Below are 25,458 nucleotides of genomic sequence, written 5' to 3' on the forward strand. Positions count from 1 at the left end.
AGCGTGCGCGTGCGCGTGCTCTGGCCGACCAGCACGGTCACCGGCAAGGGCTTGTCCAGGTGCAGGGCCACCACGCGGAAGGGGCGGCCCGCGATCAGGCCGTCGCCATAGCGGTGGCCCGTCTCGGGTGGCGGGCCGTCCAGCGCCAGGCCCGGATGGCCGTGCACCAGGGTGCCGTCGGCCGCGCGTACGCTGAAGACCACCGTCTCGGCCTGGTCGAACAGCACCGTCTTCACCTGGTCCGGCGTCAGCGCCAGGTGCGGGCGGCCCTCGCGCACCTGCACGGCGGAGCCGACCAGATAGGCGTCGTCGAGGATGGATCGGTCGAAGGCACGCTGCGCGAAGAAGTACGCCACGGCAAGCGAGATCGCGGTGCCCAGCAGCCAGATGGCCGCCAGTGACAGCAGCACCGGCCGCAGCAGGATGGCGCGCAGCGATTGCAGGCGGCGCATGGTAGGGTTCACGCGTCCGCTAGGCCGCGGCCTCGAGCAGGTAGCCCAGCCCGCGCAGCGTGCGGATGTTCACGCCGGCCCCCGCCAGGCGCTTGCGCAGGCGCGAGATGAAGGCCTCCAGCGCGTTGTCGGTCAGCATGTCGCCCACGGCGGAGAGCTTGGTCGCCAGCTCCCGCTTGCTCACCACGCGGCCGACGGGCGTCATCAGCTCCCACAGCACCTCGAACTCGCGCGCGGGCAGCTCCAGCGGCTCGCCTGCCATGAAGAGCCGGCGTGCCTGCCGGTCCAGCAGCAGCGTGCCCGCCTCGGCGCGGTCCGTCGTGCCGCGGTGCCGGCGCACCAGCGCGCGCAGGCGGGCCTCGAGTTCGGCCAGGTCGAACGGCTTGCCCAGGTAGTCATCGGCGCCGCTGTTCAGGCCGGCGATGCGCTCCTCGGTGCGGTTGCGCGCGGTCAGCACCAGCACGGGCGTGGCGCTGCCGCGGGCCCGCGCCGCGCCCAGCAGGGTCAGGCCGCTGCCCAGACCGCTGTGCGGATGCGCGGTGTGGGGCAGGTTCAGATCCAGCACCACGGCGTCGTAGGCCTGCACGCGCCACAGGTGGTCGGCCGTGGCCATGTCGCCCGCTTCGTCCACCCGTACGCCTGCCTCGCCAAGGCTGCGGGCAACGATGTGCCGCAGGGTGGGGTCGTCCTCGATCAGCAGCACGCGCATGGGAAGCATGGTGTACCGCGTCGCCGATGCGTCGCGCTAAGTGGAATCACGTAGCGGGCGGGTCAGTCGCGGGTCAGGGCCGGCGGGCGATAAACAGGGCCTCAAGGAAAACACCATGCAGATCAAGAGCCAGAAGGACTTTGTCTCGGGCCTGATGTTCACGGCCATCGGGGTCGCGTTCGCCATCGGGTCGACCACCTACACCGTGGGCGAGGGCGCCCGCATGGGCCCCGGCTACTTCCCGCTGCTGCTGGGGGTGGTGCTCGGCGTGCTGGGCCTCGTGATCGTGGGCCAGAGCCTGGGCACCGCCGAAGGCGAGGGTGAACGCATCGGCGCCTGGGCCTGGAAGCCGCTGGGCTTCGTGCTGGCCGCCAACTGCGTGTTCGGCATCCTGCTGGGCGGCATTCCGCGCCTGCGCATACCGCCCATGGGCCTGATCGTCGCGATCTACGCGCTGACGTACATCGCCAGCCTCGCGGGCGACGAGTTCGACGCCAAGGAGGTCGCCATTCTCTCCACCGTGCTGGCGGCGGGCAGCTACCTGGCCTTCGTGATGCTGCTGAAGCTGCAGTTTCCCGTCTGGCCCACGTTCATCACCGGTTGAGGCGCAGTCATGGATCTCATCGCGAACCTGGCCACCGGCTTCGGCGTGGCCGTCACGCCGATCAACCTGCTGTACTGCTTCATCGGCTGCCTGCTGGGCACGCTGATCGGGGTGCTGCCCGGCATCGGGCCGGTGGCCACCATTGCCATGCTGCTGCCCGCCACCTATGCGCTGCCGCCGGTGTCGGCCCTGATCATGCTGGCAGGCATCTACTACGGCGCCCAGTACGGCGGCTCCACCACCGCGATCCTGGTGAACCTGCCGGGTGAATCGTCCTCGGTGGTGACCGTCATCGACGGCTACCAGATGGCCCGCCAGGGCCGCGCCGGCCCCGCGCTGGCCGCCGCGGGCCTGGGCTCGTTCTTCGCCGGCTGCGTGGGCACGCTCATCCTCGCGGCCTTCGCCGCGCCGCTGACCGAGGTGGCGTTCAAGTTCGGCCCGGCCGAGTACTTCTCGCTCATGATCCTGGGCCTGATCGGCGCGGTGGTCCTGGCCTCCGGTTCGCTCGTGAAGGCCATCGCCATGATCGTGCTGGGCCTGCTGCTCGGGCTGGTCGGTACGGACGTGAACTCCGGCGTGGCGCGCTTCGCCTTCGACATCCCGGAGCTGACGGACGGCATCGGCTTCGTGGTCATCGCCATGGGCGTGTTCGGCTACGGCGAGATCATCAGCAACCTGTCGCAGCCGGCCGAGAACCGCGAGGTGTTCACCGGCAAGGTACAGGGCCTCATGCCGACGCTGCAAGACTTCAAGCGCATGGTCCCCGCGGTGCTGCGCGGCACCGCCCTGGGCTCGGCGCTGGGCATCCTGCCCGGCGGCGGCGCGCTGCTGGCGGCCTTTGCGGCCTACACGGTGGAGAAGAAGACCAGGCTGCAACCGGGCGAGGTGCCCTTCGGCCGCGGCAACATCCGCGGCGTGGCGGCGCCCGAATCGGCCAACAATGCCGGCTCGCAGACCTCGTTCATCCCGCTGCTCACGCTGGGCATCCCGCCCAACGCCGTGATGGCGCTGATGGTGGGCGCGATGACCATCCACAACATCCAGCCCGGCCCGCAGGTGATGACCAGCAACCCCGGCCTGTTCTGGGGCCTGATCGCCTCCATGTGGATCGGCAACCTGATGCTGGTGATCCTGAACCTGCCGCTGATCGGCATCTGGATCAAGCTGCTGACCGTGCCCTACCGCTGGCTGTTCCCGGCCATCGTGCTGTTCTGCGCCATCGGCGTCTATTCCACCAACAACAACGTCTTCGACATCTGGATGGTGGCGCTGTTCGGCTTCGTCGGCTACGCGTTCATCAAGCTGGGTTGCGAGCCTGCGCCGCTGCTGCTGGGCTTCATCCTGGGCCCGATGATGGAGGAGAACCTGCGCCGGGCGCTGCTGCTGTCGCGCGGCGACTGGAGCGTGCTGGTCACCCGGCCACTGTCGGCCAGCCTGCTGGCCGCCGCGCTGGCACTGGTCGTCATCGTGGCCCTGCCGGCCATCAAGGCCCGTCGCGAGGAGGCCTTCGTCGAGGATTGAGCCCCGCCCGCATCGACCTTGGGCCAGAATCACGGCGATGTACGAGGACTACAACCCCGATGACCTGCAGGTGCGCGTGGCCGAGATGCTGGTCGCCACCGCCGATGAGGCCGACCATCAGGTCGACAGCCAGATCCGCGACGTGCTGAGGTTGCTGCGCGAGAAGATGAAGATGGACGTGGTCTTCGTGTCCGAGTTCACCGGTGGCCGCCGGGTCTTTCGCCAGGTGGAGCAGGCCCGCCCCGTGCTGGCCGAGGGTGAATCGGATCCGCTGGAGGCCTCGTGGTGCCAGCGTGTGGTGGATGGGCGTCTGCCCGGCTTCGTGCCCGATGCCGCGCCGCTGGTGGCCGCGGGCACCTTGCCGGCGCCGCCCACACCGATCGGCACGCACATCAGCACCCCGCTGATGCTGCCCAGCGGGGAGGTTTACGGCACGCTGTGCTGCTACAGCTTCACGGTGAACCCCGACGCGACCGAGGCGGACCTGCGGCGCCTGCGCTACACGGCGGAGCTGGCGGGCCAGCGCATCGACGCCGGCCGCAAGGCCATGGCCCTGCAGCCCAAGGCGCCAGGCGCGCTCAATCCCCGGCCGTAGGCGCCGGCAGCCGCAGCTTCGCGGTCTTGCACACCTGCACGCAATCGCGGATGTGCAGCTCGCCCAGGTAGCGGATGGCGGAGTAGCTGATCGCGGCGGAGATCACCTGGCCGGCCAGCGGCACGAACTTCGCGGCCTGCTTGGCGGTGAGCCGCTTGCCGGCGGCGGCGGCCATGCGGATCACGAGGTCGCGCGTGATGAACTTGCCGATCAGCATGGAGCCGACCACGCTGATGGCCTTCTGCACCTGTTCGCGCTTGCGCGGCGGAAGCCGGTCCAGCTGCTCGGGCGAGAGGCCGAATTCCTCGTTGATGGCGGGCAGCAGCTTCGAGAGCAGGGCCGCATCGACCAGCCAGTCCAGGCCGGGGATGGGCACCGCGCCCGCGGCCGCGCCGGCCAGGGCGCGACGGTTCAGCAGCTTGCGGGCCCGCTCGATGGCGGCGAGCATCGCGGGGTCGCCATCGGCCAGTTGCAGGGTGGTGGGGGTCGCCATGGCGCGATGGTGGGGGCGAGAGGCCTGGCTTGCAAGTTCAATCGGCGGCGCCCGTCTCCGCAAGCTCGATGTCGCCGGAGAGTTCCAGCCAGCGTTCCTCCAGCCGGGCCAGCTCATCGCCCGCCGCCTTGAGGCGCCGGCCGGCCTCCGCGATCTCCGCTGGCGCCAGCCCGCCTGACAGGCGCGCCTCCAGCTCGGCGCGCTCGGCTTCCAGCGCGGCAATGCGGCGCTCGGCATCGGCCAGCTCCTTGCGCAGCGGCTTGAGCCGCGCGGCGAGCTGCTGGCGGGCCTGCGCCTGCTGGCGCCGCTGCTCCTGCGGGGGCAGGGCGGGGGCGCTCGGGGCCGGCGCGGGCGGGGCCGCCTCGGGTGCAGGCGCGGCCTCGACCGCCGCGCTGGCCTCGCGCGCCTCTCGCGTGGCCGCCTCGCGCAGGCGCTTCGCTTCCTCCAGCAGGTAGCGCTGGTAGTCGTCCAGGTCACCGTCGAAGGGCTGCACCTGGCCGCGACCGACCAGCCAGAACTCGTCGCAGACCGCACGCAGAAGCGCGCGGTCGTGGCTGACCAGCATCACCGTGCCCTCGAACTCGTTCAGCGCCACGGCGAGCGCCTCGCGCGTGGCGAGGTCCAGGTGGTTCGTGGGCTCGTCCAGCAGCAGCAGGTTGGGCCGCTGCCACACGATCATCGCCAGCACCAGCCGCGCCTTCTCGCCACCGCTCATGGTGCCCACGGTCTGCTTGACCATGTCGCCGGTGAAGAGGAACTGACCCAGGTAGTTGCGCAGGTCCTGCTCGCGGTCCGACTGGCCGGTGGCGTTGCCCAGCTCGCGCGCGAGGCGGGTCATGTGTTCGAGTGGCGTGTCCTGCGTGCGCAGCACGTCCAGCTCCTGCTGGGCGAAGTAGCCGATGGTGAGGCCCTTGCCCTCGGTCACGCCGCCGGCCAGTGGCGGCTGCATGCGGGCGATGGTCTTCACCAGCGTGGACTTGCCCTGGCCGTTGGCGCCCAGGATGCCGATGCGCTGGCCGGCCAGCACCGAGCGGTTCACGCCGCGCAGGATGACCGTGGGCTCGCCGCCATCGTCCCGCAGGTAGCCGAAAGCCGCGTCGCTGATCGCCAGCATCGGGTTCGGCAGGTTCATCGGCTCCTTGAACTCGAAGGTGAACTCCGCGTCCGCCAGCACCGGCGCAATCTTCTCCATGCGCTCCAGCGCCTTCACCCGGCTCTGTGCCTGCTTGGCCTTGGACGCCTTGGCCTTGAAGCGGTCGATGAACTTCTGCAGGTGGGCGATGCGCTCCTGCTGCTTGGCAAAGCTCTGCTGCTGCAGCGCGAGCTGCTGGGCACGCAGCATCTCGAAGGCGGTGTAGTTGCCGCCGTAGCGGGTGAGCTTCTGCTGCTCGATGTGCAGCGTCACGTCGGTCACCGCGTCCAGGAACTCGCGGTCGTGGCTGATCACGATCAGCGTGCCGCCATAGCGCTGCAGCCAGCCTTCCAGCCAGACCAGCGCATCCAGGTCCAGGTGGTTGGTGGGTTCGTCCAGCAGCAGCAGATCCGAAGGACACATCAGCGCGCGGGCGAGCTGCAGGCGCATGCGCCAGCCGCCGGAGAAGCTGTTGACGGGGCGATGCAGCTCCTCGGTGCGGAAGCCCAGGCCCAGGATCAACGTCTGCGCGCGCGGCACGGCGTCGTGCTCGCCGGCGTCGGCCAGGTCACTGTGCGCATGGGCGATGGCCATGCCGTCACCGGAGGCCTCGGCCTCCGCGAGCTCGGCGCGCAGGCGCATCAGGCGCTCGTCACCGGCCAGCACGAAGGCGGTGGCGGGCTCGTCGGTCTCGGGCATGTGCTGCGCCACCTGGGCGAGCTGCCATTGCGAGGGACGGCTGTAGTCGCCCTTGTCCTCGTGCAAGCTGCCGTTGAAGAGGGCGAACAGGGTGGACTTGCCGGCGCCGTTGCGGCCGACCAGGCCCACCTTCTCGCCGGGGTTGAGGGTCACGGACACATCGTCCAGGAGCACCTTGGCGCCGCGGCGCAGGGTGACGTTGCGAAGCTGGATCACGGAAAGGGAAACGGTCTCGGGAAAGGGGAGGGGAAGGCCGGGGAATCAGGCCGGGTCGGCCGCGGCGGCCAGGGCGTCACGCGTGAGCAGCAGCACCTGGTCGTCACCTGCGCTCACTTCCAGCCACACGGCCTCGAGCCGGGGAAAGGCGGCCTCGAAGTGCGCGCGCTCGTTGCCGATCTCCAGCACCAGCACACCGTGCTCGCGCAGGCGGGAGGGGGCATCGCGCAGCAGCGCGCGGATGAAGTCCATGCCGTCGTCGCCGCCCGCCAGCGCCAGCGCGGGCTCGGCCTGGTACTCGGGCGGCAAGGCGGTCATGCTCGCGGCGTTCACATAGGGCGGGTTGCACAGGATCAGGTCGTAGGGGCCGGGCAGGGCGGCGAGGCCGTCGGACGCGACGAGGCGGATGCGATCGGCCAGGCCATGCCGTTCGACATTCAGCCGGGCCACGGCCAGCGCATCGGCCGACAGATCTGCGGCATCCACGCGCACATCGGGCCAGGCCATCGCGGCCAGCACGGCCAGGCTCCCGTTGCCGGTGCAAAGATCCAGCACGTCGCGCGTGGTCTCGTCCAGCCAGGGGTCGACGGTGCCTTCGGCCAGCAGCTCCGCGATGAAGCTGCGCGGCACGATCACGCGATCGTCCACGTGGAACGGCACGCCTTGCAGCCATGCCTCACCGGTCAGGTAGGCGGCGGGGCGGCGCTTGGCGATGCGTTCCTCGACCAGCGCCTCCACCGCGGCCCGCTCGGCGGCGGTGAGGCGGCGATCCGCGAATTCGTCCAGCGCGTCCAGCGGCAGGCCCAGGCGCCAGAGCACCAGCCACGCGGCTTCGTCGAAGGCGTTCGTCGTGCCATGGCCGAAGGCCACGCCAGCCGACTGCAGCCGCGCCGCGGCCGCCTGCACCGTGTCGATCAGCTTCATCCGAGCGACTCGAGCCGTTCCAGCGTGCGGCGGTAGATGTTCTTCAGCGGCTCGATGTCGGCCACGCGCACGTGCTCGTCGATCTGGTGGATGCTGGCGTTGATGGGCCCGAACTCGATCACCTGCGGGCAGATGCGCGAGATGAACCGCCCGTCGCTGGTGCCGCCGGTGGTGGACAGCTCGGTCTCCACGCCGGTCTCGTCGCGGATGGCGCCCTGGATGGCGCCCACCAGATCGCCCGGCTCGGTGAGGAAGGGCTGGCCGCCCACGACCCAGGTCAGGTCGTACTCGAGGCCATGCCGTTGCAGCACCGCTTCCACGCGCTGCTGCAGCGCCTCGGCCGTGGTCACGCTCGCGAAGCGGAAGTTGAAGTCGATGACGACCGCGCCAGGGATCACGTTGCCCGCGCCGGTGCCGCCATGGATGTTGCTGATCTGGAAGCTGGTGGGCGGGAAGAACGCATTGCCGTGGTCCCACTCGGTGCGCGCCAGTTCCTCCAGCGCGGGCAGGGCCTGGTGGATCGGGTTGCGCGCCAGTTGCGGATAGGCGATGTGGCCCTGGATGCCCTTGACGGTGAGCTTGCCGGTCAGGCTGCCACGGCGGCCGTTCTTGATCATGTCGCCCAGGCGCTCCACCGAGGTGGGCTCGCCGACGATGCAGTAGTCCAGCCGTTCGCCGCGAGCGCGCAGCCGCTCGCACACGACTACCGTGCCATCCACGCTGGGGCCCTCCTCGTCGCTGGTGATCAGCAGGGCGATGCCGAGCGCCGGATCCGGGTTGGCCTGCAGGAACTCCTCCGCCGCCACGGTGAACGCGGCGATGGAGGTCTTCATGTCGGCGGCGCCGCGGCCGTACAGCCGGCCCTCGCGGTGGCTGGGCACGAAGGGATCGCTGGTCCACTTCTCCAGCGGGCCGGTGGGCACCACGTCGGTATGGCCGGCGAAGACGAGCATCCGGCCGCTGCGGCCCGGGCGCTTCGCCCATAGGTTGGTCACGCGGAAGCTGTCAGGCCCGCTTTCGACGGTCTCGCAGGCAAAGCCCAGCGGCGCCAGGCGCGAGCGCAGGATGCGCTGGCAGTCGCCGTCGGCGGGCGTGACGGAGCGCTGCGCGATGAGCTGTTCGGTGAGCAGGAGGGTCTGGGACATTTTCGAATTGTGAGGCCCCTTCAGGGGCCTCAATGGCAGACCGCGCGGAATAGCATGCAGCGCGGTCTCCCCTGTGAGGAGGATCCGGCTTTGCCGGTCCGAGTCACACTGATCCAGAAGGCCACTGAAAGAAGTCGCGCAGCGACTTCTTTCAGTGAATCCTAATGTTTCACGTCGAGGGTGATCTCGGTGAAGGACGGTTCGTCGTCCGGCTCCTCTTCGGCCTGCTGCTGGCCGGGCTTGCCGCCGGCGGCGGTGTTCTGCAGCCGCCATTGCAGGTTGGTGGGGGAGTCGGCGTGGGCCAGGCCTTCCTTCTTCTCGACCGTGCCGTCCATGATCAGGCGGGCGATGTCGGCTTCGAAGGTCTGCGAGCCCTCGGCCATGGATTGCTCCATGGCCTCCTTCACGCCGGAGAAGTCGCCCTTCTCGATCAGGTCAGCCACCAGCTTGGTGTTGAGCATCACCTCCACCGCTGGCGCACGGCCGCCGCTCACGGTGCGAATCAGCCGCTGGGACACGACGGCCTTCAGGGCCGCGGCCAGATCGCCCAGCATGGTGGGGCGCACCTCGACCGGATAGAACGAAAGAATGCGGTTGAGGGCCTGGTAGCTGTTGTTGGCGTGCATGGTCGCCAGGCACAGGTGGCCCGACTGGGCGTAGGCGATGGCGGCGGACATCGTCTCCCGGTCGCGGATTTCACCGATGAGAATGACGTCGGGCGCCTGCCGCAGCGCGTTCTTCAGGGCGACCTGCAGCGTCTGCGTGTCGCTGCCCACCTCGCGCTGGTTGACGATGGACTTCTTGTTCTTGAAGATGAATTCCACCGGGTCCTCGATCGTGAGGATGTGGCCGGCGAGGTTCTCGTTGCGGTGGTCGATCATCGCCGCGAGCGTGGTGCTCTTGCCGGCGCCGGTGGCACCCACCATCAGCAGCAGGCCGCGCTTGGCGAGGATCAGGTCCGCCAGGATCATGGGCACCGACAGCGAGGCGAGCGGCGGAATGTCCGAGGCGATATAGCGGATCACCGCGGCGACCGTGCCGCGCTGGTGCAGCGCGGAGAAGCGGAAGTTGCCCACGCCCTCGATCGCGCGGGCCATGTTCAGTTCACCCGTGCTGTCCAGCTCCTCCATGCGGTCGGCGGGCAGCACCTCGGCCAGCAGGGCGCGCGTGGCGTCGGGCGGCAGCAGCTGGTTGTTGATCGGGAGGCACTGCCCGTTGATCTTGATCGTGGCCGGCGCGTGCGCCGAGAGGTAGACGTCCGAGGCCCGCTTCTCGGCCATCAGACGCAGGATCCGCTCCATCGTGGACATGTGCCTACTCCGTCAGTGTTCTGACATTCTTCTCCGGACCCTGCATTGAACTACAGCCCTAGTCGCGCAGCAAGTCGTTCAGGCTGGTCTTGGCACGCGTCTGTGCATCCACGCGCTTGACGATGATCGCGGCATACAGGTTGTACTTGCCGCCATCGCGCGGCAGGCTGCCGGAAATCACGACCGAGCCGGCCGGAACGCGGCCGTAGGTGGTTTCCCCGGTTGCGCGGTCATAGATCGGCGTGCTTTGGCCGATGTACACGCCCATGGAGACGACCGAGTTCTCCTCCACGATCACGCCTTCCACGATCTCGGAGCGCGCGCCGATGAAGCAGTTGTCCTCGATGATCGTCGGGTTGGCCTGCAGCGGCTCCAGCACGCCACCCAGGCCCACGCCGCCGGAGAGGTGCACGTTCTTGCCCACCTGCGCGCACGAGCCGACGGTGGCCCAGGTGTCCACCATGGTGCCTTCGTCCACGTAGGCGCCGATGTTCACGTAGCTGGGCATCAGGATGGCGCCGCGGGCGATGAAGCTGCCGCGGCGCGCCACGGCCGGCGGCACCACGCGCACGCCGGTGGCCGCCATCTCCTCGGCCGAGAGATGCGCGAACTTGGTGCGCACCTTGTCGTAGAAGGCCAGCTCGCCGGCCTTGATGACCTCGTTGTCGTTCAGGCGGAACGACAGCAGCACCGCCTTCTTGATCCACTGGTGCACCGTCCACTGGCCCACGCCCTCACGGGTGGCCACGCGGAGCTTGCCGGCGTTGAGGTCGGCGATGACGTGTTCCACCGCTTCGGTGACTTCCTTGGGGGCGGCCTTGGGGGAGAGGCTGGCGCGGTTCTCCCACGCGGTGTCGATGATCTGCTGCAGCTGTTGGGTCATTGGGGTCGGTTCCGCACGAATTGCACGATGCGTTGCGCGGCCTCCAGGCATTCGGCGGTATCCGCCACCAGGGCCATGCGCACGCGGCCGGCGCCGGGATTGCGGCCACCTGCCTCGCGGGCGAGATAGCTGCCCGGCAGCACCGTCACATTGTATTGAGCCAGCAGATCACGCGCGAAATCGGTGTCGCTGCCCTTCACGCCCGCCCACAGGTAGAAGGCGGCGTCGGGCAGGCGCACGTCCAGCACCTCGGCCAGCAGGGGCGTCACCTCGGCGAACTTGCGGCGGTACAGCGCGCGGTTCTCCACCACGTGTGCCTCGTCGGCCCAGGCCACGGCGCTGGCCGCCTGCACGATGGGGCTCATGGCGCTGCCATGGTAGGTGCGATAGAGCAGGAACTGCTTCAGCAGCGCGGCATCCCCCGCCACGAAGCCGCTGCGCAAGCCGGGCACGTTGCTGCGCTTCGAGAGGCTGGTGAAGGCCACCAGGCCCGGGAAGCCCTCGCGCCCCTGGCGCTGGGCCGCCTCCAGCCCGCCCAGGGGCGGGCCGCCGCCCTCGGCCTCGTCGCGGAAGTAGATCTCGCTGTAGCACTCGTCGCTGGCGATGACGAAGCCATGGCGGTCCTGCAGCGCGAAGAGCTTGCGCCACTCGTCCTGCGGCATCACCGCGCCGGTGGGGTTGCCGGGGGAGCAGACGAAGATCAACTGCGTGCGGGCCCAGGTCGCTTCGGGCACGCTGTCCCAGTCCACCGCGAAGTTGCGTGCCGGGTCGCTGGGCGCGTAGTACGGCTCGGCGCCAGCCAGCAGGGCCGCGCCCTCGTAGATCTGATAGAACGGATTGGGGCACACCACCACGGCCGGCCGGGTGGGATCGATCACCGTCTGCGCGAAGGCGAACAGGGCCTCGCGCGAGCCGTTGACCGGCAGCACCTGCGTGGCCGGGTCGATGGGCAGCCCGTAGCGGCGCTGCAGCCAGCCGGCACAGGCCGCGCGCAGTTCCGGCGTGCCCGCCGTGGGCGGGTAGCCGGTGAGGTCGTGGCCGGGGCGCTCCATCGCCTCGGCGAGCGCCTGCTTGATGAAGGCGGGCGTGGCGTGCTTCGGCTCGCCGATGCCCAGGCTGATGGGCCGATGGGCGGGCGACGGCGTGACGCCCGCGAAGAGCTGCCGCAGCCGCTCGAAAGGGTAGGGCTGCAGGCGGGACAGCAAGGGATTCATGGGCGGGATTATCCCGTGCCCCCGGCGCCAGCCCGGCGCCATCATCGCGCCATGGACACGCCCCGGATGGCCTGGACGGATGCGCGCTTCGTGCTGGGCCTGGCGCTGGCGTCGCTCGCGCTCTACAACGTGCTGCACCATCCCGGGATGGCGGGGTGGGGCGCGCTGGGCATCCTGGTCTTCATCGCCGCGGCCGAGGCGCTGGTGCCGGCGCTGGCCAGGTCACCCGCACCGCAGGGGGCGCGTCCCGCGCTGCTGTGGCTGCTGCGCTTGCATGTGCCCTTGCAGCTCGCGCTGATCGCCGCCGGCCTCTCGGCCTCGGCGCATGCGCAGCCAGGCGAGTTGCTGGGCATCGCCCTGGCCGTGGGCTTCGTCACCGGTGCGCAGGGCATCACCTTCGCCCACGAACTGGGTCATGCGCGGAATCGTGCGGATCGAGCGCTCGCCTGGCTGCTGATGACCTCGGTGGCCTACCCGCACTTCATGGTGGAGCACTACCGCGGCCACCACGTGCGCGCCGCCACCTTCGACGACCCGGCGACCGCGCGGCAGGGCGAGAGCCTGTGGCGCTTCCTGCCCCGCACCCTGGCCGGCAGCCTGCTGAGCGGGTGGCGGCTGGAGGCCGCGCGGCTGCGGCGGCACGGCCTCGGCTGGTGGCGCAGTCCGCTGGCGGCCAGCACCCTCGCGATGGGGGCCTTTGCCGCCGGCCTGGCCCTGGCGCAGGAGTGGCGCCTGCTCGCCGTCTGGCTGCTGCAAGCCGCGGTGGCGGTGTGGCTGCTGGAGACGGTGAACTACATCGAGCACTACGGGCTGGTGCGTTCCGCCGGCGTCGATGGCCGGCCGGTGCCCTTTGGTGCCGGCCACGCCTGGAACGCCGACCACGCCCTCAGCAACGGCCTGCTGGCCAATCTGCAGCGCCACTCGGACCACCACATGCACGCGTGGAAGCCGTTCCCTGAGCTGGCACTGCTGCCGGGCCCGCGCCTGCCCACGGGCTACGCGGGCTGCATCCTGCTGGCCGCCGTGCCGCCGTTGTGGTTTGCCTGCATGCATCCGCGGCTGGCGGGTGAGGCGGCGTAGCCGGCCACGCACCAGGAAAGTTGCGCCGCACGATACCGGTGGTGGCCGCGCGCGGCACGGGTGCAGCAGGATGAGGCTGCGGCGCCTGCTGCGCCGGAGACTGCGCGCACAAGCATGTGCTTGGGCCACCAAGGATGCGGATGCAGATCCCTTCCAACACCCTCTCACGCGGCGCCGTCGCCGCCCTGTCCGTTGCGGGCACGCTCACGCTCGCGGGCTGCTACGTGGTGCCGGTTCATCCGCCGCACTCGCCGTACCCCGCACCCGCGGCGGTACCGGTGCCCGCGCCGCCGGCACCCATCAGCTTCACGGCGCGCCTCTATCCCTCGAACGACGCCGCCGCGCCCCACGGCATGGTGATGGCGGTGGTCACCAACGATCTCAACGGCCGCGGCCATTTCAGCACCCAGATCGGCGGGGAGGCCTTCACCGGCGAGGCCACGCGCGAAGCCGGCTCCTCGCGCGCCGGCACGGCCAGCGGCAGCGGCAACCGCGGCGGCTTCATCCAGTGCCGCTACACCATGAACAGCCCGACGCTGGGCACGGGCCACTGCCGCATGTCCAGCGGCGCCACCTTCACCATGCACGTGGGCGGCTGAGGGCGCCGCTCAGGTGACGTCGGCCTTGAGGTGCCCGACATAGCGCAGGGCCTGCCGCGTGCGCACCGAGGGCACGTCGCCCTCGCGCATGTGCAGCAGGTCCGCCGGGCTCAGCAGGCGCGGATCGGCGTCCGTCAGCGGCAGGCCGGCGCGGCGGTACGCCTCCAGCACGAACTGCGAGCAGAAGAAGCGGTCGCTGGGCCCCAGCCCGAGGTGGATGGCGCCCAGGCCCTGCAGGCAGATGTCTCGCACCAGCGTGGGCGTGAGGGGCAGCTCGCACAGCTTGCGGTCCAGCGTGAAGGGCGCCTGCAGCACGATGCCGGTGAAGCTGTAGGCCTTGCCCACGTTCTCGGCCACGAAGGCGTGCATGCGGGCCAGGTGTTCGGCCTGCACCTCGGGGTGGCGGAAGGCGACCACGGTGGATTCCTCCGCCACCAGGGCCTCCAGGCTGCGGCGGCGGATGCCCTGCGGCACCGCCTCCGCCACCGTGCCGGCGCGGCCGGCCTCTTCGGCGCCCAGGTACAGCGACGCATGGCTGACCGCCGACAGCGTCGCCAGGCGGATGCCCACCGAACTCCAGCCGGCGGCCGACGACAGCAGGATGTCGCCCGGCGCCAGCGCGGCCGCATCCACCGCCACGCCGCCGTTGAGCGGATGCAGCGAGGGCTGGCGCACCTGCAGGCGCGGGGCGGCGTCGGGCTGGGCATCGTCGATGAAGCGCGTGGCGCAGCCGGCCAGCAGCGCGGCCGGGGCGCCAGCCAGCAGGGCGCGCCGGGTGAGGCGGCCTGCGGGGCGCCCGGTCTGGCGTGGCGTGGGGCTCTGGCGCATCGGCATCGGCGGATTCTAGGAGCCCGCGGCGTCCCTACCACGAGCGCCCCGGCACGGCAATGCCAAAGTGCTCGGGTAACATCCGCCCTCGGCCGTCGGGTTGCCCGCGGCACGCGCATTGCTTTCACGCGACATCCACCCGTGCGTCTCACGTCGATCAAGCTCTCGGGCTTCAAGTCCTTCGCGGAGCCCACCAACTTCATGCTCCCGGGCCAGCTGGTGGGCGTGGTAGGCCCCAACGGCTGCGGCAAGTCCAACATCATGGACGCCGTGCGCTGGGTGCTGGGCGAGTCCCGCGCGAGCGAGCTGCGCGGCGAGTCCATGCAGGACGTCATCTTCAACGGCACCACCACGCGCAAGCCGGCCTCGCGCTCGTCGGTGGAGCTGGTGTTCGACAACGCCGACCATCGGGCGGGCGGCCAGTGGAGCCAGTTTGCCGAGATCGCGGTCAAGCGCGTGCTCACGCGCGACGGCACCAGCAGCTACTACATCAACAACCAGCCGGTGCGCCGCCGCGACGTGCAGGACGTGTTCCTGGGCACCGGCCTCGGCCCGCGCGCCTACGCCATCATTGGCCAGGGCACCATCAGCCGCATCATCGAGAGCAAGCCCGAGGAGCTGCGCCTGTTCCTGGAGGAGGCCGCGGGCGTCTCCAAGTACAAGGAGCGCCGGCGCGAGACCGAGAACCGGCTCGCCGACACGCGCGAGAACCTCACGCGGGTGGAGGACATCCTGCGCGAGCTGAACGCCAACCTCGACAAGCTGGAGAAGCAGGCCGAGGTGGCGCAGCGCTACAACACGCTGCAGGCCGACGTGACGCTGCGTCAGCAGCAGCTGTGGTTCCTCAAGCGCGCCGAGGCCGAGGCCGACCAGGTGCGCCTGAAGGCCGATGCCGACAAGGCCGTGAACGACCTGGAGTCGCGGGTGGCCGACCTGCGCCGCATCGAGAGCGAGCTGGAGACGATCCGTCAGGCCCACTATGCGGCCGGCGACCAGGTGAACCAGGCGCAGGGCCTGCTGTACGAAGCCAGTGCCGAGGTCGGCCGGCTGGAGGCCGAGATCCGCTTCGTGGTGGAAGGCCGGCAGCGGGTGGAGCAGCGGCTCATCCAGCTCAAGGAGCAGGCCGCGCAGTGGACGCAGCGGCGCGAGGAGGCGGAGGCCGAGACCGGCCAGCTGGCCGAGCAGTCCGCCACCGCCGAGGACCGCGCCACCCTGCTGGCGGCGCAGGTTGAAGAACACGGCATGCAGCTGCCCGACCTGGAAGAGGCCCTGCGCCAGGCCCAGGCCCGTGCCAACGAGCAGCGCGGCGCCGTGGCGCAGGTGCAGCAGCAGATCCAGGTGCTGGCCGCCGAGCAGCGTCACATCGAGGAACAGTCGCGCCAGTTCAACCAGCGCCGCGATCGCTTGGTGACGGACCGCAACGCGTTGGCCGCGCCCGATGAGGCGCGGCTGGTGAACCTGCAGACGCAACTGGCGTCCGCGCAGGAGGCCGCAGAAACGGCGGACGCCCGCCTGCACGAGCTGCAGGAGCAGGTGCCGCGGCTGGATGAAGACCGCCGCGCACGCCAGCAGGACGTGAACGCCCAGGGCGCGAAGCAGGCCGACCTGTCGGCCCGGCTGGAGGCGCTGAAGGCGCTTCAGGAGAAGGTGCGAACGGACGGCAAGCTGCAGCCCTGGCTCACGAAGCACGGTCTGGCCGGCCTGCAGGGCCTGTGGAGCCGCATTCACATCGAGCAGGGCTGGGAGGCCGCTCTGGAGGCGGCCCTGCGCGAGCGGCTGAACGCGCTGGAGATCTCGCGCCTGGAGATGGTGCGCGCCTTTGCGCAGGATGCCCCGCCGGCCCGGCTGGCCTTCTATCACGCGCCTGTTGCCGCCTTGCCCGAGGCGCCGGCTGCGCTGCCCCGGCTCGCCGATCTGCTGCGTCTGAACGATGCGGGCCAGAAGGCCCTGCTGGCGGATTGGCTGCAAGGCTGCTACACCGCTGCCAGCTTCGAGGAAGCCCTGGCCCAGCGGGCGCAGCTGCGTCCGGGCGAGGCGATCTTCGTCAAGGCGGGCCACGCGGTCACGGCGCATGGCGTGAGCTTCTACGCGCCCGATTCCGAGCAGGCCGGTCTGCTGGCGCGCCAGCAGGAGATCGAGAACCTCGAAAAGCAGCTGCGCGCCCAGGCCCTGATCACCGAGGAAGCCCGCAGCGCCCTGGTGCGCGCCGAGGCGGCCTACACCGACGCTTCGCAGCGCCTGCTGACGGTGCGGCGCGAGGCGCAGGAGTCGCAGTCACGCGCGCACGAGCTGCAGGTGGAGACGCTGCGCCTCAGCCAGCTGGCCGAGCAGACGCGCGCCCGCAGCGAGCAGATCGCCGCCGACCTGGGCGAGGTCGATGCCCAGCTGGAAGAGCTGCAGGAGCGCCGCGTGGCCGCCGAGGCGCGCTTCGAGGAGCTGGACATGCAGCTCGCCGACAGCCAGGAGCGCCACGCCCAGCTCGACGAACGCGTGATCGAGGCGGACCGCAAGCTGGCCGAGGCGCGCGAGCAGCACCGCAGCCTGGAACGCCAGGCGCAGGAGGCGCAGTTCTCGCAGCGCGCGCTGGAAGCGCGTCGGGGGGAACTGGCGCGCGCGATCGACACGGCCACCCAGCAACTGGCGAGTCTTTCCGCCGAGGACGAGCGGGCCCACGCGGAGCTGACGCGCCTGACCGATGCCGCAGCCCAGGCCGGCCTGCAATCCGCACTGGCCGTGAAGGCCGAGCGCGAGCAGGTGCTGGGCGCGCGCCGCAGCGAATACGACGACCTCACCGCCAAGCTGCGCGCCAGCGACGAGCGCCGCATGCAGCTCGAGCGCGAGCTGGATCCGCTGCGCCAGCGCATCACCGACCTGCAGCTCAAGGAGCAGGCCGCGCGCCTGGGCCTGGAGCAGTACACGCAGTTCCTGGCCGATGCGCAGGCCGACCTGGAGGCCGTGGGGCGCTCCATCGCCGAGGGCAATGTGCGCCTGGCAGGCCTGCAGGGCGAGATCGACCGCATCCACCGCGAGATCACGGCGCTGGGGGCCGTCAACCTAGCGGCGCTGGACGAGCTGAGCGCCGCGCGCGAGCGCAAGCAGTTCCTCGACGCGCAGTCGGCGGACCTGAACGAGGCCATGAAGACGCTGGAAGACGCGATCCGCAAGATCGACGGCGAAACCCGTGAGCTGCTGGGCAGCACCTTCCAGACCGTCAACGAGCACTTCGGCCGCATGTTCCCGGAGCTGTTCGGCGGCGGCAACGCCAAGCTGGTGATGACCGGCGAGGAGATCCTCGACTCGGGCGTGCAGGTGATGGCGCAGCCGCCCGGCAAGAAGAACCAGACCATCCACCTGCTCTCCGGTGGCGAGAAGGCGCTCACCGCCATCGCGCTGGTGTTCGCCATCTTCCAGCTCAACCCGGCGCCGTTCTGCCTGCTCGACGAGGTGGATGCGCCGCTGGACGACGCCAACACCGAACGCTATGCCAAGCTGGTCACCAGCATGAGCAAGGGCACCCAGTTCCTCTTCATCAGCCACAACAAGATCGCGATGGAGATGGCCGAGCAGCTGATCGGCGTGACCATGCAGGAGCAGGGCGTCTCACGCATCGTGGCGGTGGACATGGAATCCGCCGTCTCCATGGCCGAGGTGTCCTGACCCGATGAGCGGCTTCACCGTCGGCCTGGCGATCCTCGGTGGCCTGCTGCTGGCCGCGCTGGTGGCCTACAACGCCTGGACGACGCGCCGCAACACGCCGCGCCAGCCCGATGCGCCGCCGCCGGCCCCCGCGGTGGAGCCGGGCCTGGACGGTCGCACCGAACCCGTCTTCGATGATGCGCCGCTGGCGCCCCTGCCGGTGCCGGAGCGCCGCCCCGGTCTGGATGCACTGATCGACGTGCTGGCCCCGATTGCCGTGGACGCGGCCGTGACCGGGGATGCCGCCCTGGCGGCGCTGCCGCCCACCCGGCGTGCGGGCAGCAAGCCGTTTGCCGTGGAAGGCCGCAACGAGGCCACCGGCGAGTGGGAGATGCCGCGCGCGGGCCAGCGCTACACCGCCTTCCAGGCCGGCGTGCAGCTCGCCAACCGCAGCGGCCCGCTGAACGAGATCGAGTACTCCGAGTTCGTGGTGAAGGCACAGGCCTTTGCCGACGCCGTGGGCGGCAACCCCGAGTTCCCCGAGATGCTGGACGAGGTGGCGCGGGCGCGCGAGCTGGACCAGTTCGCCAGCGCGCACGATGCCCAGCTGGGCTTCACCCTGCGCGCACGCCATGCCGCCTGGAGCCCGGGCTATGTGCAGCAGAGCGCGGCGCGTCTCGGCTTCGTCGCGGGCGCGCTGCCGGGGCGGCTGGTGCTGCCGGCGGCCACGGCCGGCCACCCGCCCATCCTGGGCCTGGCCTTCAGCACGCAGGCGGCACTGGCCGAGGACCCCACGCAGAGCGCGATCCGCGAGGTCTCGCTCAGCCTCGACGTGCCGCAGGTGCCGCGCAGCGAGCAGCCCTTCGTGCGCATGCGCGATGCCGCCATTGCGCTGGCTGCCTCGATGGACGGGCTGATCACCGACGACAACGGCCAGGTCATCCCCGCCGACGCGCTGGATGCCATCGGCGCCGATCTGGAAAGCCTGTACGACACCCTGGACGCGCGCGACCTCGCGGCCGGCTCGCCGCAGGCGCGCCGGTTGTTCTCATGATGCATCCCCTGCCGTAGAAGGCTGGCGGTGACCGCAGGGAACCCCAGCACAGCCTCCGACGCGCCATGCCCCTCTCGCCCCAAGTCCAGGAACGCGCAGCCGCCCTGCGTGAGCTGCTGCATCACCATGCCCACCGCTACTACGTGCTCGATGACCCGGCTATCCCCGATGCCGAGTACGACCGCCTGTTCCGCGAGCTGCAGGCGCTGGAGGCGCAGCACCCTGATCTGCTCTCGCCCGATTCGCCCACACAGCGCGTGGGCGGGCGCGCGCTGGACGGCTTTGCCAAGGTGCGGCATGCGGTGCCCATGCTCTCGATCCGCACCGAGACTGACATCGAGGCCAGCGGTGCCCTCGCGTTCGATGCCCGGGTGCGCCGCGAGCTGGGCCTGACCGAAGGCGACCCGCCGGTCACCTACGTGGCCGAGCTGAAGTTCGACGGCCTGGCGATCAACCTGCGCTACGAGCATGGCGTCTTGGTCCAGGCCGCCACGCGCGGCGACGGCGAGATCGGCGAAGACGTGACGCAGAACATCCGCACCATCGGCCAGATTCCGCTGCGCCTGGGCGCCGGCGCGCCGCCGGTGCTGGAGGTGCGCGGCGAGGTGTACATGCGCCGCGACGACTTCGAGCGCCTGAACGAGCAGCAGCGCGCGAAGATCGCCGCCGGCGCGAAGAACGAGCGCACCTACGTCAACCCGCGCAATGCGGCGGCGGGCGCCGTCCGGCAGCTGGACCCGGCTGTCACGCGGCAACGTCCGTTGAGCTTCTTCGCCTATGGCTGGGGCGAGGTGACGACAGCGGAGGCGGGCGGGCCGGCCTTCGAATCACACCACCAGGCGCTGCAGGCCTTCCGCGAGTGGGGCCTGCCGGTGTCCGACCGCATGAGCCTCGCGCACGGTCCGCAGGCGCTGGTGGCGTATCACGCCTCGGTGGGGCGGGATCGCGACAGCCTGCCCTTCGACATCGATGGCGTGGTCTACAAGGTGGACAGCCTCGCGCTGCAGCGGCAGCTGGGCTTCGTGACCCGCGAGCCGCGCTGGGCGGTGGCGCACAAGTTCCCGGCGCAGGAGATGGTGACCGTCGTCGAGGCGATCGACGTGCAGGTGGGCCGCACCGGCAAGCTGACGCCCGTGGCCAAGCTGGCGCCGGTCTTCGTGGGCGGCGTCACGGTGACCAACGCCACCCTGCACAACGAGGACGAGGCGCGCCGCAAGGACGTGCGCGTGGGTGACCATGTCATCGTCCGCCGCGCCGGCGACGTGATCCCCGAGGTGGTGGCGGTGGTGCCCGAGCGCAGGCCGCCGGGCACCGAGGTCTTCACCATGCCGCGCGTCTGCCCGGTGTGCGGCTCGGCGGCCGTGCGCGAGGAAGGCGAGGCCGACTACCGCTGCACGGGCGGCCTGTTCTGCGCCGCGCAGCGCATGGGCGCGATCCTGCACTACGCCCAGCGTCGCGCGCTCGACATCGAGGGCCTGGGCGACAAGCTGGTGGAGCAGCTGGTCGAAGCCGGCGTCGTGAAGACGCTGCCCGATCTGTACCGCCTGGGCCTGACCTCGCTGGTGGCCCTTGAGCGCATGGGCGACAAGTCGGCGCAGAACCTGCTGGCCAGCCTGGAGGCCTCCAAGCGCACGACGCTGCCGCGCTTCCTGTACGGCCTGGGCATCCGCCACGTCGGCGAATCGACCGCGCGCGATCTGGCGCTGCACTTCGGCAGCCTGGACGCGATCATGGCCGCCGACCCCGACCGCCTGCTCGAAGTGCCGGATGTCGGCCCCATCGTGGCCGAGAGCGTGCACACCTTCTTTCAGCAGCCGCACAACCGCGAGGTGATCGAGCAGCTGCGCGCCTGCGGCGTGCACTGGGACGAAAGCGAACCCGCCAGCGGCGCACCCCGTCCGCTGGCCGGCAAGACCATCGTGCTCACCGGCACCTTGCCGACCCTCAGCCGCGACGAAGCCAAGGATCTGCTCGAAGCCGCCGGCGCCAAGGTGTCCGGCTCGGTGAGCAGGAAGACCCACTACGTGGTTGCCGGCACTGAGGCCGGGAGCAAGCTGGACAAGGCCCGCGAGCTGGGTGTGCCGGTGCTGGATGAAGAGGGCCTGCGGCAGCTGCTGGCGGGCTGAGGCGCCCGCATCTGGCCGCACCTCGACGACGACAAGAGACGCCCCATGACTGTCCGTGAAATCCTGAAGATGGGCGACCCGCGCCTGCTGCGCACCGCGCAGCAGGTGCGACGCTTCGACACCCCCGAGCTGCACGCGCTGATCGCTGACCTGCACGACACCATGAAGGCGGCCGATGGGGCCGGGCTGGCCGCGCCGCAGATCGGCGTGGACCTGCAGCTCGTGGTGTTCGGCAGCGACCGGCCCAATCCCCGCTACCCCGATGCGCCGCTCGTGCCGCGCACCGTGCTGCTCAACCCGGTGATCACGCCGGTGGGCGAGGAGGAAGAGGAGGGCTGGGAAGGGTGTCTGTCGGTGCCCGGCCTGCGCGGCTTGGTGCCACGTTGGCGGCGCATCCACTACCAGGGCTTCGACCCTCGCGGCCAGCCCATCGACCGCGTGGCAGAGGGCTTCCATGCGCGCGTGGTGCAGCACGAGTGCGACCACCTGTGGGGCAAGCTGTACCCCATGCGCGTGCGCGACTTCACGAAGTTCGGGTTCACCGAGGTGCTGTTTCCGGGTTTGGATGCCGGCGGGGATGATTGAGGGCGGCAGCGCTGGGGTTGCGCTGTCTCTCCACCGCCAGCCTACGGGGACAGCGACAGTCTTCGGGTGTTCGTAGGCTGGGGTGCAACCCCAGCGGTTCCCGTGGCGCGCACAGGCCCGGGCGCGCCGCGCCTCAGCTCGCCATCGCCTCCAGCAGCTCGGTCTCGATCTCGATCTGCTTGCGGTTCTGCTGCAGCTCGGCGCCGTCGATCAGGAAGGTGTCTTCCACGCGCTCGCCCAGGGTCGTGACCTTGGCGAGCTGCAGGTTGATCTTGTGGCGGGCGAGCACGCGCGCCACGGAGTAGAGCAAGCCCACGCGGTCGCTGGCGGAGATGGAGAGCAGCCAGCGCTGCGCCTTCTCGTCCGGGCGCAGGTCCACGCGTGGGGCAATGGGGAAGCTCTTGACCCGGCGTGACACCCGGCCGCGGCTGGGCGGCGGCAGCGGGCCCGCGGCGGAAATGGTGGTGGCCAGGCCGGATTCGACCATGCTGCACAGTTCGCGGTAGTGGTCGGGCAGCATGGCGGTGACGACCTGGAAGGTGTCGAGCGCGCAGCCGTCCGTGGCCGTGTGGATCTTCGCATCCAGGATGCTGAAGCCCGCCTGGTCGAAGTAGCCGCAGATGCGCGCGAACAGGTCGGGCTGGTCGGGCGTGTACACCAGCACCTGCAGGCCTTCGCCCACCGGCGACAGGCGGGCCCGCACGATCACGCGCCCGCTGCCCACGTGACGCGAGAGATGGCGCGTGTGCCAGGCGATGTCGCCGGCGTCGTGGCGCATGAAGTAGCCCACGTCCAGCGTCTCCCACAGCTTCTTGTGCGCCTCGAAGGGCAAGGCGAAGAGCTGCAGCTGCACCAGCGCCTCACGCTTGCGGGCCTCGATCTCGGCGTCGGGGTCGGGGGCGCGGCCGCCCAGCACCCGCAGGGTGTAGCGGTACAGGTCCTCCAGCAGCTTGCCCTTCCAGGCGTTCCACACCTTCGGGCTGGTGCCGCGGATGTCGGCCACGGTCAGCAGGTACAGCGCGGTGAGGTAGCGCTCGTTGACCACGCGCTTCGCGAAGGCGTGGATCACGGCCGGGTTGCCCAGGTCCTCCTTCTGCGCCACGCGGCTCATCGACAGGTGCTCGCGCACCAGGAACTCCACCAGCTTCGCGTCCTCGCGTTCGATGCCGTGCTGGCGGCAGAAGCGCCGCACCTCGGTGGCACCCAGGTCCGAGTGGTCGCCGCCGCGGCCCTTGGCGATGTCGTGGAACAGCGCCGCCAGATACAGGATGTAGGGCTTGTCCCAGCCGGCGGCGAGCTGCGAGCAGAACGGGTACTCGTGCGCATGCTCGGCGATGAAGAACCGGCGCACGTTGCGCAGCACCATCAGGATGTGCTGGTCCACCGTGTAGACGTGGAACAGGTCGTGCTGCATCTGGCCCACGATGCGGCGGAACACCCACAGGTAGCGGCCCAGCACCGAGGTCTGGTTCATCAGCCGCATGGCGTGGGTGATGCCCTCGGGCTGCATCAGGATGGCGCGGAAGGTCTCGCGGTTGACCGGGTCGTTGCGGAAGCGCGCGTCCATCACGCCGCGGGCGTTGTACAGCGCGCGCAAGGTGCGGGCCGAAAAGCCCTTCACGCCGGCGGTGGTCTGGTACAGCAGGAAGGTCTCCAGTACCGCGTGCGGCTCGCGCTCGTACAGGTCGTCGCTCACGACCTCGACCATGCCGGACTTCTCCAGGAAGCGCTCGTTCAGCGGCCGCGGCGGCTGCACCGCCGGATTCAGGCGCTCCTCGATGTTCAGCAACAGGATCTGGTTGAGCTGCGTCACCGCCTTGGCCGCCCAGTAGTAGCGCTTCATCAGCCGCTCGCTCGCCCGCGTGAGCAGGCGGCCGTCGGGCCGCATCGCGTTCTCGTAGCCGAAGGTGGCCGCCACCGCATCCTGCAGGTCGAAGACGAGGCGGTCCTCCCGGCGGCGCGAGACCATGTGCAGCCGTGCGCGGATCAGGCTGAGCAGGGCCTCGTTGCGCTTGATCTGCCGGGCCTCGAAGGGCGTGGCCAGGCCCTTGCGGGCCAGTGCGTCCCAGCTGGCGCCGAAGCCGGCCGCGTTGGCCACCCACAGGATCACCTGCAGGTCGCGCAGGCCGCCGGGGGATTCCTTGCAGTTCGGCTCCAGCGCGTAGGGCGTGTCCTCGAACTTGGTGTGCCGCTGGCGCATCTCCAGCGTCTTGGCCACGAAGAAGGCACGCGGGTCCAGCCCGGCGCGAAAAGCCTTCACGAAGGACTTGTAGAGCGGCTGCGCACCGGTGACGAGCCGTGACTCCAGCAGCGAGGTCTGCACCGTCACGTCGCCCGCGGCCTGGGCCACGCACTCGGCCACCGTGCGCACGCTGGAGCCGATCTCCAGGCCGGCATCCCAGCAGCTGCCGATGAAGGCCTCGATGCGGCGGCGCAGCTCGTCGTCCGGCTCGGCCGGCGCGCCCGATGCGGACTCGGGCAGGAGCAGCAGCACGTCCACGTCGGAGTGCGGATACAGCTCGCCGCGCCCGAAGCCGCCCACCGCCACCAGGGCCAGCCCTTCGGGCAACCCGGCGCGGACCCACAGGGCGCGCAGCAGGTCATCGACCAGGGCGCACAGATCCTTCAGCAGGCGGTGCACGCCGCGGGTGGAGGTGCCGGTGGCCTGCAGCGTGGCCATCAGGGCGGCCTTGCGCGTGCGGAAATCCTCGCGCAGCACTGCCACATCGGTGGGGCCGCCGGCCCCCTGCGCGGCGGCCGGACCGGCGCCCGCGCTCATGGGGTCACGAAAGGCGGCGGCGGCGGGCTGCCGGCGGACAGCGTGAGCACCTCGTAGCCCGTCTCGGTGACCAGCACGGTGTGCTCCCACTGGGCGGACAGCGAGTGGTCCTTGGTGACGATGGTCCAGCCGTCGTTGCCCAGTTCCTTCACTTCGCGGCGGCCGGCGTTGATCATCGGCTCGATGGTGAACGTCATGCCGGGCTGCAGTTCCTCCAGCGTGCCGGGCTTGCCGTAGTGCAGCACCTGCGGCTCTTCATGGAAGTTGCGGCCGATGCCGTGGCCGCAGAACTCGCGCACCACCGAGAAGCCGTTGCCCTCGGCGAACTTCTGGATCGCCCAGCCGATGTCGCCCAGGCGCACGCCCGGGCGCACCTGCACGATGCCGTGCCACATGGCCTCATAGGTGAGCTGCACCAGGCGGCGCGCGGCGATGGAGGCCTCGCCCACGATGAACATGCGGCTGGTGTCGCCGTACCAGCCATCCTTGATGACGGTGACGTCCACGTTGACGATGTCGCCCTTCTTCAGCGGCTTGTCGTTCGGGATGCCGTGGCACACCACGTGGTTGACCGAGGTGCACAGCGAGGCCGGGTAGGGCGGGTAGCCCGAGGGCTGGTAGCCCAGCGTGGCCGAGGTCGTGCCCTGCTTCTTCATGTGGTCGGCCGCCAGGCGGTCGATCTCGCGGGTGGTGATGCCCGGCTTGATGAGAGGCGTGAGGTAGTCCAGCACCTCCGCGGCCAACCGCCCCGCGGTGCGCATGCCCTGGATCCCTGCCTCGTCCTTGTACGTGATGCCCATGGGCGCGGATTATCCCATCGGCCCGAAGACCGCGCAGGTAGAATTGCGGCGCGTCGGCGGCCCCAGTCAGCGGT

General features: G+C 70.3%; 21 protein-coding genes. 9 read left to right on the plus strand and 12 right to left on the minus strand.

Annotated elements, in window-relative coordinates; genetic code table 11:
* Both ACE3T5_RS09615 and ACE3T5_RS09620 read right to left on the minus strand, forming a co-directional pair.
* The coding region (locus ACE3T5_RS09615) for a sensor histidine kinase N-terminal domain-containing protein (protein ID WP_374666923.1) at positions 1-452 on the minus strand (452 nt) is incomplete at its 3' end.
* Between the two features lie 19 nt (positions 453-471).
* A complete protein-coding gene (locus ACE3T5_RS09620; RefSeq protein WP_374666926.1) occupies positions 472-1,161 on the minus strand; it encodes a response regulator in 690 nt (229 codons plus the stop codon).
* 115 nt (positions 1,162-1,276) lie between these two features.
* Here ACE3T5_RS09620 and ACE3T5_RS09625 point away from each other — a divergent pair, with 115 nt between their 5' ends.
* From ACE3T5_RS09625 to ACE3T5_RS09635, 3 genes are read left to right on the plus strand one after another with little or no spacing between them, the layout of a single operon-like run.
* Positions 1,277-1,765, plus strand: a complete 489-nt coding sequence (locus ACE3T5_RS09625; RefSeq protein WP_374666928.1) for a tripartite tricarboxylate transporter TctB family protein — start codon at positions 1,277-1,279, stop codon at positions 1,763-1,765.
* 9 nt (positions 1,766-1,774) lie between these two features.
* On the plus strand, positions 1,775-3,286 hold the full coding sequence (locus tag ACE3T5_RS09630; protein ID WP_374666930.1) for a tripartite tricarboxylate transporter permease: 1,512 nt from the start codon (positions 1,775-1,777) through the stop codon (positions 3,284-3,286).
* A gap of 37 nt (positions 3,287-3,323) precedes the next feature.
* Positions 3,324-3,881, plus strand: a complete 558-nt coding sequence (locus ACE3T5_RS09635; protein WP_374666932.1) for a GAF domain-containing protein — start codon at positions 3,324-3,326, stop codon at positions 3,879-3,881.
* Here the strand turns inward: ACE3T5_RS09635 and ACE3T5_RS09640 are convergent.
* From ACE3T5_RS09640 to dapC, 7 genes are all read right to left on the minus strand, one after another.
* Positions 3,865-4,374, minus strand: a complete 510-nt coding sequence (locus ACE3T5_RS09640) for a hypothetical protein (RefSeq protein WP_374666934.1) — start codon at positions 4,372-4,374, stop codon at positions 3,865-3,867. The genes ACE3T5_RS09635 and ACE3T5_RS09640 overlap by 17 nt on opposite strands.
* Positions 4,375-4,411: 37 nt before the next feature.
* Positions 4,412-6,421, minus strand: a complete 2,010-nt coding sequence (locus tag ACE3T5_RS09645; RefSeq protein WP_374666936.1) for an ABC-F family ATP-binding cassette domain-containing protein — start codon at positions 6,419-6,421, stop codon at positions 4,412-4,414.
* A gap of 45 nt (positions 6,422-6,466) precedes the next feature.
* Positions 6,467-7,345, minus strand: a complete 879-nt coding sequence (gene prmB / locus ACE3T5_RS09650; RefSeq protein ID WP_374666938.1) for a 50S ribosomal protein L3 N(5)-glutamine methyltransferase — start codon at positions 7,343-7,345, stop codon at positions 6,467-6,469.
* The gene (gene dapE / locus ACE3T5_RS09655) at positions 7,342-8,490 is read right to left on the minus strand and encodes a succinyl-diaminopimelate desuccinylase (protein WP_374666940.1); all 1,149 of its coding nucleotides are present in this window, start codon (positions 8,488-8,490) and stop codon (positions 7,342-7,344) included. The genes prmB and dapE overlap by 4 nt, the downstream gene beginning before the upstream one ends.
* A gap of 161 nt (positions 8,491-8,651) precedes the next feature.
* On the minus strand, positions 8,652-9,800 hold the full coding sequence (locus ACE3T5_RS09660; protein ID WP_374666942.1) for a PilT/PilU family type 4a pilus ATPase: 1,149 nt from the start codon (positions 9,798-9,800) through the stop codon (positions 8,652-8,654).
* A 58-nt stretch (positions 9,801-9,858) separates the two neighbouring features.
* Positions 9,859-10,683 (minus strand): 2,3,4,5-tetrahydropyridine-2,6-dicarboxylate N-succinyltransferase, encoded by an 825-nt coding sequence (gene dapD, locus ACE3T5_RS09665; protein WP_374666944.1) that lies wholly within the window; start codon positions 10,681-10,683, stop codon positions 9,859-9,861.
* Positions 10,680-11,897 (minus strand): succinyldiaminopimelate transaminase, encoded by a 1,218-nt coding sequence (gene dapC, locus ACE3T5_RS09670; RefSeq protein ID WP_374666947.1) that lies wholly within the window; start codon positions 11,895-11,897, stop codon positions 10,680-10,682. The genes dapD and dapC overlap by 4 nt, the downstream gene beginning before the upstream one ends.
* Before the next feature lie 51 nt (positions 11,898-11,948).
* Here dapC and ACE3T5_RS09675 point away from each other — a divergent pair, with 51 nt between their 5' ends.
* Complete coding sequence (locus tag ACE3T5_RS09675; RefSeq protein WP_374666949.1) at positions 11,949-12,977, plus strand: alkane 1-monooxygenase; 1,029 nt, start codon at positions 11,949-11,951, stop codon at positions 12,975-12,977.
* Between the two features lie 140 nt (positions 12,978-13,117).
* Entirely contained in the window at positions 13,118-13,576 is a 459-nt protein-coding gene (locus tag ACE3T5_RS09680) for a hypothetical protein (RefSeq protein WP_374666951.1), read from the plus strand.
* A 9-nt stretch (positions 13,577-13,585) separates the two neighbouring features.
* Here the strand turns inward: ACE3T5_RS09680 and ACE3T5_RS09685 are convergent, their stop codons facing one another.
* Entirely contained in the window at positions 13,586-14,410 is an 825-nt protein-coding gene (locus ACE3T5_RS09685) for a YiiX/YebB-like N1pC/P60 family cysteine hydrolase (RefSeq protein WP_374666953.1), read from the minus strand.
* Positions 14,411-14,545: 135 nt separating this feature from the next.
* Between ACE3T5_RS09685 and smc the strand changes: the two genes are divergently transcribed.
* From smc to def, 4 genes are all read left to right on the plus strand, one after another.
* Positions 14,546-18,061, plus strand: coding sequence for a chromosome segregation protein SMC (smc, locus tag ACE3T5_RS09690; RefSeq protein ID WP_374666955.1), 3,516 nt, complete (start codon positions 14,546-14,548; stop codon positions 18,059-18,061).
* Between the two features lie 4 nt (positions 18,062-18,065).
* Positions 18,066-19,094, plus strand: coding sequence for a cell division protein FtsZ (locus ACE3T5_RS09695; protein ID WP_374666957.1), 1,029 nt, complete (start codon positions 18,066-18,068; stop codon positions 19,092-19,094).
* A gap of 65 nt (positions 19,095-19,159) precedes the next feature.
* A complete protein-coding gene (gene ligA, locus ACE3T5_RS09700) occupies positions 19,160-21,220 on the plus strand; it encodes an NAD-dependent DNA ligase LigA (protein ID WP_374666959.1) in 2,061 nt (686 codons plus the stop codon).
* A gap of 45 nt (positions 21,221-21,265) precedes the next feature.
* Complete coding sequence (def, locus tag ACE3T5_RS09705; protein ID WP_374666961.1) at positions 21,266-21,805, plus strand: peptide deformylase; 540 nt, start codon at positions 21,266-21,268, stop codon at positions 21,803-21,805.
* Between the two features lie 133 nt (positions 21,806-21,938).
* Here def and ACE3T5_RS09710 read toward each other — a convergent pair whose 3' ends face one another.
* A complete protein-coding gene (locus ACE3T5_RS09710) occupies positions 21,939-24,584 on the minus strand; it encodes a [protein-PII] uridylyltransferase (RefSeq protein WP_374666963.1) in 2,646 nt (881 codons plus the stop codon).
* Entirely contained in the window at positions 24,581-25,384 is an 804-nt protein-coding gene (gene map, locus ACE3T5_RS09715) for a type I methionyl aminopeptidase (protein WP_374666965.1), read from the minus strand. The genes ACE3T5_RS09710 and map overlap by 4 nt, the downstream gene beginning before the upstream one ends.
* Positions 25,385-25,458: the final 74 nt, after the last annotated feature.

This window comes from Ramlibacter sp. (assembly GCF_041916345.1).
Lineage (GTDB): Bacteria > Pseudomonadota > Gammaproteobacteria > Burkholderiales > Burkholderiaceae_C > Ramlibacter.

Coding starts and splice junctions, on each gene's coding strand:
- ACE3T5_RS09620 (WP_374666926.1), bottom strand. CDS start 1,161: ATGCGCGTGCTGCTGATCGAGGACGACCCCACCCTGCGGCACATCGTT.
- ACE3T5_RS09625 (WP_374666928.1), top strand. CDS start 1,277: ATGCAGATCAAGAGCCAGAAGGACTTTGTCTCGGGCCTGATGTTCACG.
- ACE3T5_RS09630 (WP_374666930.1), top strand. CDS start 1,775: ATGGATCTCATCGCGAACCTGGCCACCGGCTTCGGCGTGGCCGTCACG.
- ACE3T5_RS09635 (WP_374666932.1), top strand. CDS start 3,324: ATGTACGAGGACTACAACCCCGATGACCTGCAGGTGCGCGTGGCCGAG.
- ACE3T5_RS09640 (WP_374666934.1), bottom strand. CDS start 4,374: ATGGCGACCCCCACCACCCTGCAACTGGCCGATGGCGACCCCGCGATG.
- prmB (WP_374666938.1), bottom strand. CDS start 7,345: ATGAAGCTGATCGACACGGTGCAGGCGGCCGCGGCGCGGCTGCAGTCG.
- dapE (WP_374666940.1), bottom strand. CDS start 8,490: ATGTCCCAGACCCTCCTGCTCACCGAACAGCTCATCGCGCAGCGCTCC.
- ACE3T5_RS09660 (WP_374666942.1), bottom strand. CDS start 9,800: ATGTCCACGATGGAGCGGATCCTGCGTCTGATGGCCGAGAAGCGGGCC.
- dapD (WP_374666944.1), bottom strand. CDS start 10,683: ATGACCCAACAGCTGCAGCAGATCATCGACACCGCGTGGGAGAACCGC.
- dapC (WP_374666947.1), bottom strand. CDS start 11,897: ATGAATCCCTTGCTGTCCCGCCTGCAGCCCTACCCTTTCGAGCGGCTG.
- ACE3T5_RS09675 (WP_374666949.1), top strand. CDS start 11,949: ATGGACACGCCCCGGATGGCCTGGACGGATGCGCGCTTCGTGCTGGGC.
- ACE3T5_RS09680 (WP_374666951.1), top strand. CDS start 13,118: ATGCAGATCCCTTCCAACACCCTCTCACGCGGCGCCGTCGCCGCCCTG.
- ACE3T5_RS09685 (WP_374666953.1), bottom strand. CDS start 14,410: ATGCCGATGCGCCAGAGCCCCACGCCACGCCAGACCGGGCGCCCCGCA.
- ACE3T5_RS09695 (WP_374666957.1), top strand. CDS start 18,066: ATGAGCGGCTTCACCGTCGGCCTGGCGATCCTCGGTGGCCTGCTGCTG.
- ligA (WP_374666959.1), top strand. CDS start 19,160: ATGCCCCTCTCGCCCCAAGTCCAGGAACGCGCAGCCGCCCTGCGTGAG.
- def (WP_374666961.1), top strand. CDS start 21,266: ATGACTGTCCGTGAAATCCTGAAGATGGGCGACCCGCGCCTGCTGCGC.
- ACE3T5_RS09710 (WP_374666963.1), bottom strand. CDS start 24,584: ATGAGCGCGGGCGCCGGTCCGGCCGCCGCGCAGGGGGCCGGCGGCCCC.
- map (WP_374666965.1), bottom strand. CDS start 25,384: ATGGGCATCACGTACAAGGACGAGGCAGGGATCCAGGGCATGCGCACC.